This is a genomic window from Mesorhizobium sp. M0184 (assembly GCF_040322215.1).
Lineage (GTDB): Bacteria > Pseudomonadota > Alphaproteobacteria > Rhizobiales > Rhizobiaceae > Mesorhizobium.
This window is the reverse complement of the sequence record NZ_JAMYSZ010000028.1, coordinates 18,761-31,674: the sequence shown is the minus strand read 5'-3', so window position 1 is coordinate 31,674 and position 12,914 is coordinate 18,761. Positions and strand designations below refer to the sequence as shown.

Sequence of the window (12,914 nt, the reverse complement as noted above, 5' to 3'; positions counted from 1 at the left end):
CTGGTCAACTCAGAGCTTCCCTTCGGACGCTCCGGGACTATGAATTCGGGAGGATTCCATGACCTATTCCTACATGCCGGGTTTCGGCAATGACTTCGAGACCGAGACTCTGCCGGGCTCGCTGCCACAAGGGCGAAACTCGCCGCAGCGGCCGGCCTACGGCCTCTATGCCGAGCAGCTTTCGGGCTCTCCATTCACCGCGCCGCGCGGCACCAATGAGCGCTCCTGGCTTTATCGGATAAGGCCGAGCGTACGGCATACCGGCCGCTTCAAAGCGGCGAATTATCCGCTGTGGAAGAGCGCGCCGAATGTCGGCGACCACCAGCTCGCACTCGGCCAGTATCGCTGGAGCCCCGTGCCGATGCCGAAGGAACCGACCGATTTCATCGCCGGCATGCGCTCGATCACCACCGCCGGCGACGTGCTCGGCCAGACCGGCATGGCGGCACATGTCTATGTCGCCAACCGTTCGATGGCCGACGATCATTTCTTCAACGCCGACGGCGAGTTGCTGGTCGTGCCCCAGGTTGGAGCCTTGCGCTTCGTCACCGAGATGGGCGTCATCGAACTCAGGCCGGGCGAGATCGCCGTGCTGCCGCGCGGTCTGGTGTTCAAGGTCGAACTGGTCGATCCGCAAGTGCGCGGCTATGTCTGCGAGAATTACGGCGCCAAGCTGACGCTGCCGGATCGCGGCCCGATCGGCGCCAACTGCCTGGCCAATCCGCGCGATTTCAAGACGCCCTGCGCCTGGTTCGAGGATAAGGACACGCCCTGTCGGCTGATCGCGAAATGGTGTGGCCAGTTCCATGTCACCGAGATCGATCATTCGCCGCTGGATGTGGTGGCGTGGCACGGCAATTATTCGCCCTACAAATATGATCTTGCGACCTTTTCGCCGGTCGGTGCGATCCTGTTCGACCACCCCGATCCGTCGATCTTCACCGTGCTGACCGCGCCGAGCGGCGAGGAAGGCACCGCCAATATCGATTTCGTCATCTTCCCGCCGCGCTGGCTGGTCGCGGAAGATACGTTCCGCCCGCCCTGGTATCACCGCAACATCATGAGCGAGTTCATGGGCCTCATACATGGTCAGTACGATGCCAAGGAAGAGGGCTTCGTGCCCGGCGGCATCAGCCTGCACAACATGATGCTGGCTCACGGACCCGATGCGTCTGGCTTCGAAAAAGCCTCGCGAGCGGAGCTGAAACCGGTCAAGCTCGACAATACCATGGCCTTCATGTTCGAGACACGCTTTCCGCAAATGGTGACCCGCTATGGCGCCGAGCTCGAAACCCGGCAGGACAATTACATCGACTGCTGGGCCGGCCTGAAGAAGCGCTTCAACGGCACGCCAGAGGGCGACTGGTCTTGAGCGCCGTCGCATGACGGATCGTCTGGTGCTTCTAGGTTCGAAGGGTGGCCCGGCGCTGCGGCCGGGCGGCCCGTGGCCGAGTTCGTCGCTGCTGGAGATTGGCGGCCGCACCATCGTCATCGATTGCGGGCTGGGCGTAACGCGCGGGCTGACCGATGCCGGCATCAGCCTGAAGGCGCTCGACCTGATCTTCATCACGCATTTGCACTCCGACCATGTGCTGGAATTGGGACCGCTTATTCACACTGCCTGGACGGCCGGCCAGGCGACACCGGTCAGTTTGTTCGGCCCGCCCGGCATCGACTACTATTGGCAGCGCTTTTGCCAGGCGATGGAGTTCGACATCGAGATCCGCATCGCCGATGAAGGGCGGCCGGATCTCCGTGACCTGGTCTCGATCGTCGAGTTTGGTGAAGGCCAGGTGGCGGAAGAGCGCGGTCTCAAAATATCGGCGCTGCGTGTCGACCACCCGCCGGTGACGGACTGCTTTGCGCTGCGCTTCGATCATGCGGGGCAAGGCGTCGTGTTTTCGTCGGATACGGCGTTCTTTCCGCCATTGGCGGATTTCGCCCAAGGCGCCGACATACTGGTCCACGAAGCCATGCTGGAAGTGGGTATCGAGCGGCTGGTCGCGAAGACCGGCAACGGCGCAAGGCTGAGAGAGCACCTGCTTGCCAGCCACAGCTTTGCCGAGGAGGCGGGCCGCATCGCCAGCAACGCAGGCGTCAAAAGGCTAGTCGTCAACCACCTCATTCCGGCCGACGATCCGGAGATCGGCGAGGCCGACTGGATCGCCGCCGTCAGGAAAACATGGGCGGGCGACTTGACGATCGCCCGCGACGGCCTTGTTGTGAGGCTGGAGCATGACCCCGAAAAGTGGGAACCGGTTTTCGGAAGAGATCATGCGTAGAACAAAAAATCAAAGCAGCGCCAAAGCTGCGCCAGGAGAGGAAACCGCATGAAGCTTGCCACATTGAAGGACGGGACGCGCGACGGAAAGCTCGTCGTCGTCTCGCGTGACCTGACGCGGTTTACCGATGCTTCGTTCCTGGTGCGCACGCTGCAGGCCGCACTCGATGACTGGCATCGGATCGCGCCGCATCTCGCTGCGATGGCCGAATCACTTGAGAATAATGCGGTGCCGTCTGCCCGCTTTCACGAGCATGACGCTCATTCGCCGCTGCCGCGCGCCTACCAATGGGCCGACGGCTCGGCCTATGTGAACCACGTCGAGCTGGTGCGAAAGGCGCGCGGCGCCGAGATGCCGGCAAGCTTCTGGACCGATCCGCTGATCTACCAGGGCGGCTCGGACGCTTTCCTCGCACCGCGCGACCCGATCCGCATGGTCGACGATGCCCTTGGCATCGACATGGAAGGCGAGGTCGCCGTCATCGTCGACGATGTGCCGATGGGCGCAAGCCTCGATGAGGCGCGGGCGGCGATCCGGCTGGTCATGCTGGTCAACGATGTAACGCTGCGCGGCCTGACCGGACCCGAGCTCGCCAAGGGGTTCGGCTTCTACCAGTCGAAACCGTCATCGGCCTTTTCGCCGGTTGCGGTGACGCCGGACGAGCTGGGCGATGCCTGGGATGGCGGCAAGGTCAGCCTGCGGCTGCTGGTCGATCTCAACGGCAAACCGTTCGGCCGGGCGAACGCCGGCATCGACATGATCTTCGATTTTCCGGCGCTGATTGTTCACGCCGCAAAAACGCGGCCGCTGGCCGCCGGCACCATCGTCGGTTCGGGCACCGTCTCCAACAAGCTCGACGGCGGGCCGGGCAAGCCTGTCTCGGCGGGCGGCGCCGGCTATTCCTGCATCGCCGAGCTGCGTATGATCGAGACCATCGAAGCCGGCGAACCGAAAACGCCGTTCCTGCGCTTTGGCGATAGCGTGCGTATCGAGATGAAGGACCGGGGTGGGCATTCGATCTTCGGCGCCATCGAGCAGAGGGTCGAGAAGTACGAGGGGGCAAGAGAATGACGGGCGAGACATTCTATCTGCTGTGCGGTGTCTGGGCCCTTGTCATGCTGGCGATCTTCATCCTGGCGATCCGCCTGAGCTATCGCATCGAGGCGCGCTCGCCCGGCCTGACCAACCGCAGCGGCCTGCCGCGCAAGGCGATGATGTTTCACACCGTCACCAACGTCGCGCTGGACCAGGAAACGCAAGGCATGCGGCGGCGCATGATCGGGCTGCTGCTGATTGTTTTGGCTGGGTTTGCGCTTCTATGGGCGGGTGTGTCGCTATTCCGGGTCGCGCCGTGAAGTCATGGACCTGCTGAACCATTTCCGCGGCATGGCAGCCAACAATCTGTGGTCGAACGACCGGCTCTATCGTGCCGTGCTGCAGCTTGAGCCCGGCGAATTCGAGGCTGAAAGGATAAGCTTCTTCCCCTCGATCAAGGCAACGCTCAATCACATCCTGGCGGTCGATCACCTCTATCTCGATTTTCTCGAAGAGGGCGGCGTCGGCGCCGCCGCCCATGACGATTTTGTGCCGTTCAGTGATGCCAAGGCGCTTTTTGTTGCACAGGCGGAGGCCGACCGGCGGCTGATCGCCTTTTGCGACCGCCTGTCGGCGGACGATCTCGAGCGCCGCGTCGTCACCGATCGGCGCGAGGACGGCATGATACCGGAACGGATCGGCGACCTGCTCGCCCATCTCTTCATCCACGACATCCATCATCGCGGCCAGGCGCACGCGATGCTGTCCGGCACCTCGGTGAAACCGCCGCAACTCGACGAGTTTTTCCTCGATTACGATGTGAAGTTGAGGAAAGCCGAAGTCGAGCGGCTGGAGCTGGATGATCAGGCCAACGCGACGTCGTAGGCTGAGAAATGTCGATCCGCAGTGACCACCGTCAGACCTTCAATTTGAGCCTGTGCGATGAGCAGACGGTCGAAGGGATCGCGATGATGGAACGGCAGATGCTCAAGCCTCGCTGCGTGTAGTTCATTCACACTGAGGATCGGAATGCCGTTCGATCGCAGGATTTCCACGATGTTGCCTGTGAGCGTGACTTTGCCGAGCGATTTCTTAATGGCGATCTCTGCTACCGAGACGGCGCTGACGACCACATCCTCGCCCGCAAGAAAGATGTCGCGATGGTGATCCGAAAGGCGTGAATCCGCGTTGAGTACCCAAAGCAGAATATGAGTATCCACCAGATATTGGCGGCTCATTTAATGTACTCGTCCCATTCGGGACCGAGTTCATCAAAATCATCCGGTATCCGAATTTGGCCTTTCAGGGCCCCAAAAAGGCCTTTGCTCCCGCCGGCCCGGGTGGGCGCGCTTAAGGTCGCCACCACCTCTCCATGCCGCGTCAGATGGATCTCTTCGCCGGCCTGGGCACGTTTCACCAACTCAGAGAGTTGGGCCTTCGCTTTTGCCATCGGAACATTCATGGTCAGACCTCTTATGACCAGAATTTAGGTCATAATTGATCAAACCACAAGGCACCTCGGCCGAGTTGGCTACGCTGCCTTGCCGTCCACCTTCAGCACGCCGCGCTTGATCTGGTCCTGCTCGATCGATTCGAACAAAGCGCGGAAATTGCCCTCGCCAAAGCCTTCGTCGCCCTTCCTCTGGATGAATTCGAAGAAGATCGGCCCGATCACGGTTTTCGAAAAGATCTGCAGCAGGATCTTGGTCGTGCCGCCATCGACGACGCCTTCGCCGTCGATCAGGATGCCGTGCCTTTTCATACGTTCGATCGGCTCTTCATGGCCGTTCACGCGGGCGTAAGACATGTCGTAATAGGTCTCGGGCGGTCCCGGCATGAACTTCAGGCCGTTGGCGGCCAGCCTGTCGGTGGCACCGTAGATGTCGTCGGTGCCGACGGCGATGTGCTGGATGCCCTCGCCATTATACTTCTTCAGATATTCGGCGATCTGGCTGGTCTCGTCCTTGGACTCGTTCAGCGGAATGCGGATCTTGCCGCAGGGCGAGGTGATGGCGCGGCTGACCAGGCCGGTGATCTTGCCGTCGATGTCGAAGAAATGGATCTGCTTGAAGCCGAACAGGTCTCGGTAGAAATCCCACCATTTGTCCATCTGGCCGCGATAGACATTGTGGGTCAGGTGGTCGAGATAATAGAAGCCGACGCCTTCCGGCCTGGGGTCGCGCTCGCCCAGCCAGTCGAACTCGGCGTCGTAAGCCGAGCCCTTCTCGCCGTAGGTTTCGATGAAATAGAGCAGCGATCCGCCGATACCGACGATCGCCGGCACATCGAGCGTCTTGTCGTTGCCTTCATAGGGCGTCGCGCCCTTGGCCACCGCGTGATCGAAGGCATGCCTTGCATCGACCACCCGCCACGCCATCGAGGCGGCGCAAGGGCCGTGCTTGTCGACGAATTTCATGGCATGCGAGCCGGGTTCGGCATTGACGACATAGTTGATGTCGCCCTGCCGCCAGACGGTGATGTCCTTGCTGCGGTGCTTGGCCACCGGCACATAGCCCATGCGGGTGAACAGTTCGGCGAGCTTTTCCGGCTCGGCATGCGCGAATTCGACGAACTCGAAGCCGTCGGTGCCGGCGGGATTGGTTTTGCTGATCTTGGCGGGCGGTGCGTCGTGCGGGAAGGGACCCATGGCATTGCTCCGAAATCTGGAACTGGCCGCGTCGGCCATCTGAACTCAATTATAGCGCGGAGCGAGTGCAAATTGCTTGCATTCAAACGCTTGAAATGGTCTGATCATGCGCGAGTTGTGCACTGCGGACCCGAAATTCATGGATGAGGCGCGCATCGACCAGTTTGACCGCAAGATAATGGCTCTGTTGCAGGGCGATGCACGGCTGACCAACAACGATTTGTCGGAACGGGTGAACCTGTCCGCGTCGCAGTGCTCGCGTCGTCGCCAGCGGCTGGAGGAGGACGGCTATATCAAGGGTTACCGGGCGGTGCTCGACCGCGACAAGCTCGGTTTTTCCCTGGTCAACGTCATCTCGGTGACGCTCGCCACCCACAACCGCGACAATGCGCGGCGTTTCGGCGAATTGGTGGCGCGGCTGCCGCAAGTGCAGGAAGCGCACGCGCTGACCGGCGAGATGGATTATATATTGAAAGTCGTGACGCCCGATCTCAAATCATTGTCGGAGTTCGTCAACGGCGTGCTGCTGCCGCACGAATCGGTGCAGCATGTGAAGACGGCGATCGTGCTGGAGACGTTGAAGGAGACCGGCGCGCTGCCGATTTAGCCAGACGGCTTTTCGTTAGATATGGCGGAGGGACAGCACCCCCCTCTGGCCTGCCGGCCATCTCCCCCTCAAGTGGGGAGATTGGCAGCTCTGACCTCGCTGCCCACTCCGCAACGCTGAAAATTGGCGAAAGCCAACGCGACATCCAATCTCCCCACTTGAGGGGGAGATGTCCGGCAGGACAGAGGGGGTGTGAAGGATCGCCACAGTGCGGAACTTGACTTCTCCGCTCGGAATGTGAGGCCTCTCACCCCTTCGACTGCTTGATCAGCCCATAGAGATTGGTGCAGCGCGCGCCGGACCGGCAATAGGCGAAGACCGGGCCTTCGAGTTTGTCGAGCGCCTCGGCCTGGTCCTCGACATTCTCGGCCGTGATCTGGCCGCTGATCACCGGGATGTAGCGGAAGGCGAGCCCGGCGCCCTCGACCGCCGCTTTGACGGTGTCGGCCGATGGCTGGCCGGGCTGCTCGTCGTCCGGCCGGTTGCAGATCACGCTTTTGAAGCCGGCGGCCTTGATGGTCGCGACATCCTCGGGCTGGATCTGGCCCGAGACCGAATAGTCCTCGCTGATCTGACGGTATTCCATGGCGGTTCCTCGCAATCTGGTTAGCGGCAGTCTTGCCACTCCCTGACCCGGTCGGCAATCCGCGCGAAAAGAAATCCATTCGCGCAGATAGGGATTTCGATGCCGGAAATCCAGCCGGGCTAACGCGGTACGTCGCCAGGACGCATCATGCGCCAGCCCGGCTGAATGAACCGGATCGGTCGGCTCAGCTGCCGAGAATCGCGCCTTTGATCTGGGCGATGTTGTTGTGCATCAGGTCGATATAGGTCGCGGCCGGGCCGTCGGGCTGCGACAACGCATCGGAATAGAGCGTGCCGCCCACCTTGATGCCGGTCTCGCTGGCGATCTGCTCGATCAGCCGCGGGTTGGTGATGTTCTCGACGAAGATCGCCGCCGCCTTGTCCTGTTTCACCTGGCTGACCAGCTTGGCGACGTCGGCAGCGGAGGGCTCCGACTCGGTCGACACGCCTTCCGGGGCCAGGAACGTCAAGCCGTAGGCCTGCTCGAAATAGCCGAAGGCGTCATGCGAGGTGATGACGACGCGCTTCTCCTGCGGGATCGACTGGATCGCCGCCTGCACTTCGCCCTCAAGCGCCTCGAGCTTTTGCGTATAGGCGGCTGCATTGGCCTTGTAGCTGTCGCAACCCGCAGCGTCGGCCGTGCAAAAGACGTCGGCGATGTTCTTCACATAGATCTTGGCATTGGCGATCGACTGGAAGGCATGCGGATCGGTGACCGTCTTGCCGCCATCGGTTTCCGCGCCTTCGGCGGCATCGGCCTCGGCGAATTCGGGTTTGAAATTGATCGGCGTGACCCCCTTGGTCAGCACGGCAATCGAAGCCTTGGTGGCGCTGGCGTCGACCAGGCGCTGCAGAAAACCTTCGAAATGCAGGCCGTTGACCAGCACGATGTCGGCCTTGGCCATCGCCACCGCATCGGCGGGGCTCGGCTCGTAGACGTGGGCGTCGCCGTCCGGCCCGACGATGGTGGTCAGATCGATGCGGTCGCCGCCGACATTCTTGGCGAAATCGGCGATGATCGTGAAGCTGGCGACCACCTTCAACGGCTCAGCAAAGGCCGAAGATGCGCCAAAGGCGGTTAATGTTATAACGCTCACGGCCAAGGCGGCGCGGATCGATTTCAGCATGGACAGGTTCTCCTTGTTGGGATCAGGCAGTTCTGTGGCGGTGATGGACGATGCGGGCGCGCAGGATGCCGCGCGTGCCGAACAGGATCGAGGCGAAATAGACGACGCCGGCGGACAGGATGATGGCCGGGCCGGAGGGCAATGACGCATGGTAGGACAACAGCAGCCCGGCAATGCAGGAGGCAAAGCCGATTACTGTGGCCAGCACGCACATCGGCTCGACGCGCGAGGTCCAGAAGCGGGCCGCCGCTGCCGGCAGCATCATCAGCCCGACCGACAGCAAGGTGCCGAGCGCCTGGAAGCCGCCGACGAGGTTGAGCACGACGAGGCCGAGAAAGATGAAATGCACCGGGCTGCCCATCCGGCTGACCGAGCGCAGGAACAAAGGGTCGAGGCATTCGGCGACCAGCGCCCGCCAGAAAATGGCGAGGCTGGCCAGCGTCACCGCGACAATGCCGCCGATCAGCGTCAGCGCCTCATTGTTGAGCGCCAGCACGGTGCCGAAGAGCACATGCATGAGATCGACGCTGGAACCGCGGATCGATACCATGAGCACGCCGATGGCCAGCGAAATCAGATAGAAGGCCGCCATCGAGGCGTCCTCGCGCTGGATGGTGAAGCGCGAGACGGCGCCGGCGCCGAGCGCCACGATGATGCCGGCGATCAGTCCGCCGATGGTCATCGGCAGGATCTCCAGGCCATAGAACAGGAAGCCGGCGGCGGCACCCGGCAGGATCGCATGCGCCATGGCGTCGCCGGACAGGCTCATGCGCCGCAGCATCAGGAACACGCCGACCGGGCAGGCGCCGAGCGACAGCATCATCGAACCGGCGAGCGCCCGCTGCATGAAGGCGTAGTCGGCAAACGGGGCGACGAAAAGACCGTAAAGCACCTCCATCATGCCGCCCTCGGCCCGGAGCCGTGATGATGGTCGTGGTCATGGCTGTGCTCGTGGCCACCGTGCTCGTGATCATGCTCGCCGGGCTCACACCATGGCGCGTTGTCCTCCCAGGCCTCGTGGAAGCGGCGCGCGCGCAACAGATTCTCCGGCTGCAGCGTCTCCCTGGTCTCGCCCCAGGCGATCGGCTGGCGCGCCAGGAGCAGTGTTTCGGGGAAATTCTGCCGCACCAGATCGAGATCGTGGACCACAACCATGATCGTGCGTTCCTCGCCGTGCCAGCGCTTGATCAGCGCGATCAGGTCACCGACCGTCTTGCTGTCGACCGCGTTGAACGGCTCATCGAGCAGGATGAGCTCGGCATCCTGCAACAGCACGCGGGCAAACAGCGTGCGCTGCAGCTGGCCGCCCGACAGTGTGTCGATCGGCCGCTTCTCGAAGCCGCCGAGGCCGACGGCCATCAGCGCCTTGCTGACAGAGTCGCGATCTTCCCTCGTATAACGGCCGAGCATGCCGCGCCGCGGCCACAGACCAAGCGAAACCAGGTCGACGACACGGGCCGGAAAGGAGCGGTCGAGCTCCGATTGCTGCGGCAGATAGGCCGCGCGCACGCCGGGCGCCCGGATCACCGCGCCGGCCATCGGCTTCAGAACGCCGACGATGCCCTTCATCAGCGTTGATTTGCCGGAGCCGTTGGCGCCGACGACCGCCGTCAACGACCCCTTGCGGATCGTACCATTGAGGTGGTGGATCGCCGGATGGCTGTTGTAGCCCAGCGTCAGGTCGCGGAAGGTCAGGCAGGTTTGGCTCATGTGACGATCCATGGGGCGACGATCGGTGCTGCAGGGGCGGATTCGATATGTGATGTTATTACATTAGTCAACAAGCCAATCGGGCGGAATTGCGGCCGGGCCGTCTTGTTGTCTGCTTTGGCTTGGCTCAAGAAGTTCCGCTCGAGCGGCCTTGCCCCCGGCGAACCCGGCCCCTAAACAGGCGCACCGACAAGAAGAGAAGGAATATCCAATGAGCATTCGTCGTATCGATGTAGGCCCGCGCATGAGCCAGATCGTCATCCACGGCAACACCGTCTATCTGGCCGGTCAGGTCGGCAAGCCGGGCGGAAACGTCGGTGCCCAGACCAGGGACATTCTGGCGGCGATCGACGAATTGCTGGCCAAGGCCGGCACCGACAAAACCAAGATCCTGCAGGCGATCATCTGGCTGGCCGACATGAGCACCTTTGCCGAGATGAACGCGGAGTGGGACAAATGGGTACCGCAAGGCAACACGCCGGCCCGCGCCACCGGCGAAGCCAAGCTTGCCGGACCGGAATATCTGGTCGAGATTATTGTTACCGCGGCGATTTGAGAGGCGGCTCCTAACCCTCCCCCTCGAGGGGAGGGTCGGCGAGTAGTCGGAGCGAAGCGGAGACTGCGAGACGGGGTGGGGTCGGCGAGGTTGCACCGACCCCACCCCGCGTCACAAAGTGCCGCCATGCGGCAATTTGCTCCGCGACCCTCCCCTCAAGGGGGAGGGTTTACCCCTGCGACGGCGTGAACCGCGCCACCAGCGTGTGGTTCTCTGCCGCATAGGTGAAGCGGACATAGGTGACGGGGTGCTCGGCGCTCCATGTCCGCCGCTCGATCACCAGGCACGGCGCGCCGGTCTCGATGTCGAGCGCCGCCGCGATGTGCTTTTCGGCGGCAACCGCGCGAATGCGATGCTCGGCGGCACTCCACGGCACGCGCCCGATCAGCCACGGACCGGGCGCCGTGTCGAAAAACGCCTCTTCGGCGGCGTCCGGCACGGCGGCCAGGTTGATCAGCCGCTGCTCGTGGGCGAACGGCCGCTTGCCGGCGAAATGCCGGCATTCCAGCACCAGCACCGGCCCGGCGACGTCGAGTTCCAGCAGGGCGCGGTCGTCGGCGCTGCTGCGCCTTCTGTTTCGCGCCATGCGCTCATAGCGGTAGGGCAAGCCAAGTGCCTCGACCTCGATCCGGATGTCGTGGATTTCGAGAACGGCTGCCTGCGACTGCGGCCGGCGGACAAAACTGCCCGAACGACGCCGGCGCTCGATCAGCCCGGCCTTGGCCAGTTGCGACAGGGCCTTGTTCACTGTCATGCGCGAACAATTGTATTCGGCCGTCAGTTCATGCTCGAACGGGATGCGGTGGCCGGGCGCCCAGGCACCCGACAGGATCCGTTCGCTGATGTCCGACAGGATGCGCTGGTGCAGCGAAAGAACCTCGCCGCCGTCCGCGCTTCCAGAATCCGCGCTTATTGCCTCGATCATGCTCATGCCGAAAGCGCCGTCATCACCTTGCGGAACCGCTCGGCGATGGCATCGCGCCTGGCATGCCTGCCGCCGCTGACCAGTTTCTTGCCATGCACCCAGACGCAATCGACCTTGGTGCCGTTGGCAAAAATCCAGGCATCAAGGATTGCATCGCCCGTCTTGCCGGCCAGCGATGGATGCTTGCCGTCGAGCGAGACGAAATCGGCCGAGGCACCTGCTGCGATCTGCGAGAGGCCGGCGCCCAGCGCGGCACTGCCACCATCGAGCGCTGCATCGAATAAAGCACGGCCGGTCGAGCCGCCGGCCACCGCCAGCACGTTGCGGGCGCGGTGGGCGAGGCGCTGCGAATATTCGAGCTGCCGCAACTCGTCCGGCAGGCCGATCAGTACATTTGAATCCGAGCCGATGCCGAAGCGGCCGCCATGCTGCATGAACAAGGACGCGGCAAAGGTGCCGTCGCCGAGATTGGCCTCGGTGATCGGGCAGAGGCCGGCAACGGCGCCGCTTTTCGCCAAATCGGTCGTCTCGATGTCGGTCATGTGGGTGGCGTGGATGAGGCACCAGCGCTGGTCGACCTTGGCATTGGCAAGCAGCCATTCGACCGGCCGCGCCCCGGACCAGGCAAGGCAGTCCTCGACCTCCTTCATCTGCTCGGCGATGTGGATGTGGATCGGCCCCTCTGGTGCGATCACCATGATGTTTTCCAGTTCCTCCGGTGTCACGGCACGCAGGCTGTGCGGGGCGACGCCCACGACGCTTTGATTCAGCGCGCGAATGGATTCGCGGCATTTCTCAACAAGCCGCGAGAACTGGTTCACATCGTTGATGAACCGGCGCTGGCCTTCATTTGGCGCAGCGCCGCCGAAAGAGGAATGCGCGTAGAACACCGGCAGCAAAGTCAGCCCGATGCCTGTCTCGGACGCTGCAGCAACAATGCGCTCCGCCATCTCGGCGATATTGGCATAGGGCCGGCCGTCGCGGTCGTGGTGTAAATAATGAAACTCGCCGACGCGCGAGAACCCGGCCTCCAGCATCTCGACATAGAGCTGGGCCGCGACCGCCTCGACCTGGTCCGGCGTCATCGACAGCGCGAAACGGTACATCACCTCGCGCCAGCTCCAGAAACTGTCGGCGGAAGGGCCGCGCAATTCGGCAAGGCCGGCCATGCCGCGCTGGAAGGCATGGCTGTGCAGGTTCGGCATCCCTGATAGCAGGATGGCACGGCGCTCGTCGCCAGGCAGGAGCGAGGTATTCGCCTTGACCGTGGCGATCCTGCCGTCGGAGATGACGATCCGCACATTGCTGTGCCAGCCGTCGGGCAAAAGCGCCTGTTCCGCAAAGATTGCTGTCACGTTTTTCTCCAAATCCCGGTCTGCCGTGCGATGATAGCGCTTGCAGTGCCTTTTCATATGTATATACATAATCGTCACCTATTGA

At 62.7% G+C, this 12,914-nt stretch carries 16 protein-coding genes; 7 read left to right on the top strand and 9 right to left on the bottom strand.

Translation table 11 applies throughout. From position 1 onward, the window contains the following. Positions 1 to 58 precede the first annotated feature (58 nt). The 5 genes from hmgA to NKJ23_RS26620 are packed head-to-tail and all read left to right on the top strand — an operon-like array spanning position 59 to position 4,202. Complete coding sequence (hmgA, locus tag NKJ23_RS26640; protein ID WP_352683457.1) at positions 59 to 1,372, top strand: homogentisate 1,2-dioxygenase; 1,314 nt, start codon at positions 59 to 61, stop codon at positions 1,370 to 1,372. 10 nt (positions 1,373 to 1,382) lie between these two features. Beyond that, positions 1,383 to 2,282 carry an MBL fold metallo-hydrolase gene (locus NKJ23_RS26635; RefSeq protein ID WP_352683455.1) on the top strand — a complete coding sequence of 300 codons (900 nt, stop codon included), beginning with the start codon at positions 1,383 to 1,385 and terminating at the stop codon, positions 2,280 to 2,282. Positions 2,283 to 2,330: 48 nt separating this feature from the next. After that, positions 2,331 to 3,353 (top strand): fumarylacetoacetate hydrolase family protein, encoded by a 1,023-nt coding sequence (locus tag NKJ23_RS26630; protein WP_023674403.1) that lies wholly within the window; start codon positions 2,331 to 2,333, stop codon positions 3,351 to 3,353. Continuing rightward, positions 3,350 to 3,637 (top strand): hypothetical protein, encoded by a 288-nt coding sequence (locus NKJ23_RS26625; RefSeq protein WP_352683453.1) that lies wholly within the window; start codon positions 3,350 to 3,352, stop codon positions 3,635 to 3,637. The genes NKJ23_RS26630 and NKJ23_RS26625 overlap by 4 nt, the downstream gene beginning before the upstream one ends. A gap of 4 nt (positions 3,638 to 3,641) precedes the next feature. After that, the gene (locus tag NKJ23_RS26620; protein WP_023674405.1) at positions 3,642 to 4,202 is read left to right on the top strand and encodes a DinB family protein; all 561 of its coding nucleotides are present in this window, start codon (positions 3,642 to 3,644) and stop codon (positions 4,200 to 4,202) included. On the opposite strand, the gene NKJ23_RS26615 is transcribed toward NKJ23_RS26620, so the two are convergent. The 3 genes from NKJ23_RS26615 to hppD form a co-directional block, all read right to left on the bottom strand. Continuing rightward, complete coding sequence (locus tag NKJ23_RS26615; RefSeq protein ID WP_023674406.1) at positions 4,181 to 4,555, bottom strand: type II toxin-antitoxin system VapC family toxin; 375 nt, start codon at positions 4,553 to 4,555, stop codon at positions 4,181 to 4,183. The genes NKJ23_RS26620 and NKJ23_RS26615 overlap by 22 nt on opposite strands. Then, positions 4,552 to 4,779, bottom strand: coding sequence for a type II toxin-antitoxin system Phd/YefM family antitoxin (locus NKJ23_RS26610; protein WP_023674407.1), 228 nt, complete (start codon positions 4,777 to 4,779; stop codon positions 4,552 to 4,554). The genes NKJ23_RS26615 and NKJ23_RS26610 overlap by 4 nt, the downstream gene beginning before the upstream one ends. A gap of 69 nt (positions 4,780 to 4,848) precedes the next feature. Continuing rightward, positions 4,849 to 5,964: a 4-hydroxyphenylpyruvate dioxygenase gene (hppD, locus tag NKJ23_RS26605; RefSeq protein ID WP_352683450.1), complete on the bottom strand. Its 1,116-nt coding sequence runs from the start codon at positions 5,962 to 5,964 to the stop codon at positions 4,849 to 4,851. 139 nt (positions 5,965 to 6,103) lie between these two features. Between hppD and NKJ23_RS26600 the strand changes: the two genes are divergently transcribed. Beyond that, the gene (locus NKJ23_RS26600) at positions 6,104 to 6,571 is read left to right on the top strand and encodes an Lrp/AsnC family transcriptional regulator (protein WP_023674409.1); all 468 of its coding nucleotides are present in this window, start codon (positions 6,104 to 6,106) and stop codon (positions 6,569 to 6,571) included. Between the two features lie 247 nt (positions 6,572 to 6,818). Here the strand turns inward: NKJ23_RS26600 and NKJ23_RS26595 are convergent, their stop codons facing one another. From NKJ23_RS26595 to aztA, 4 genes are all read right to left on the bottom strand, one after another. Beyond that, positions 6,819 to 7,157: a protein tyrosine phosphatase family protein gene (locus NKJ23_RS26595; RefSeq protein WP_352683448.1), complete on the bottom strand. Its 339-nt coding sequence runs from the start codon at positions 7,155 to 7,157 to the stop codon at positions 6,819 to 6,821. A gap of 184 nt (positions 7,158 to 7,341) precedes the next feature. Further along, positions 7,342 to 8,283, bottom strand: a complete 942-nt coding sequence (gene aztC / locus NKJ23_RS26590; RefSeq protein WP_352683446.1) for a zinc ABC transporter substrate-binding protein AztC — start codon at positions 8,281 to 8,283, stop codon at positions 7,342 to 7,344. 22 nt (positions 8,284 to 8,305) lie between these two features. After that, positions 8,306 to 9,181, bottom strand: a complete 876-nt coding sequence (gene aztB / locus NKJ23_RS26585) for a zinc ABC transporter permease AztB (protein WP_352683528.1) — start codon at positions 9,179 to 9,181, stop codon at positions 8,306 to 8,308. Continuing rightward, complete coding sequence (gene aztA / locus NKJ23_RS26580) at positions 9,181 to 9,993, bottom strand: zinc ABC transporter ATP-binding protein AztA (protein ID WP_352683444.1); 813 nt, start codon at positions 9,991 to 9,993, stop codon at positions 9,181 to 9,183. Before aztA ends, aztB begins: the two co-directional genes overlap by 1 nt. Positions 9,994 to 10,204: 211 nt before the next feature. On the opposite strand from aztA, the gene NKJ23_RS26575 reads away from it, so the two are divergent. Next, positions 10,205 to 10,549, top strand: a complete 345-nt coding sequence (locus NKJ23_RS26575) for a RidA family protein (protein ID WP_023674415.1) — start codon at positions 10,205 to 10,207, stop codon at positions 10,547 to 10,549. A 169-nt stretch (positions 10,550 to 10,718) separates the two neighbouring features. Here the strand turns inward: NKJ23_RS26575 and hutC are convergent, their stop codons facing one another. Together hutC and NKJ23_RS26565 are read right to left on the bottom strand one after the other, a co-directional pair. Then, positions 10,719 to 11,480 (bottom strand): histidine utilization transcriptional repressor HutC, encoded by a 762-nt coding sequence (gene hutC, locus NKJ23_RS26570; RefSeq protein ID WP_352683442.1) that lies wholly within the window; start codon positions 11,478 to 11,480, stop codon positions 10,719 to 10,721. Beyond that, positions 11,477 to 12,829: a formimidoylglutamate deiminase gene (locus NKJ23_RS26565; RefSeq protein ID WP_352683440.1), complete on the bottom strand. Its 1,353-nt coding sequence runs from the start codon at positions 12,827 to 12,829 to the stop codon at positions 11,477 to 11,479. The genes hutC and NKJ23_RS26565 overlap by 4 nt, the downstream gene beginning before the upstream one ends. Positions 12,830 to 12,914: the final 85 nt, after the last annotated feature.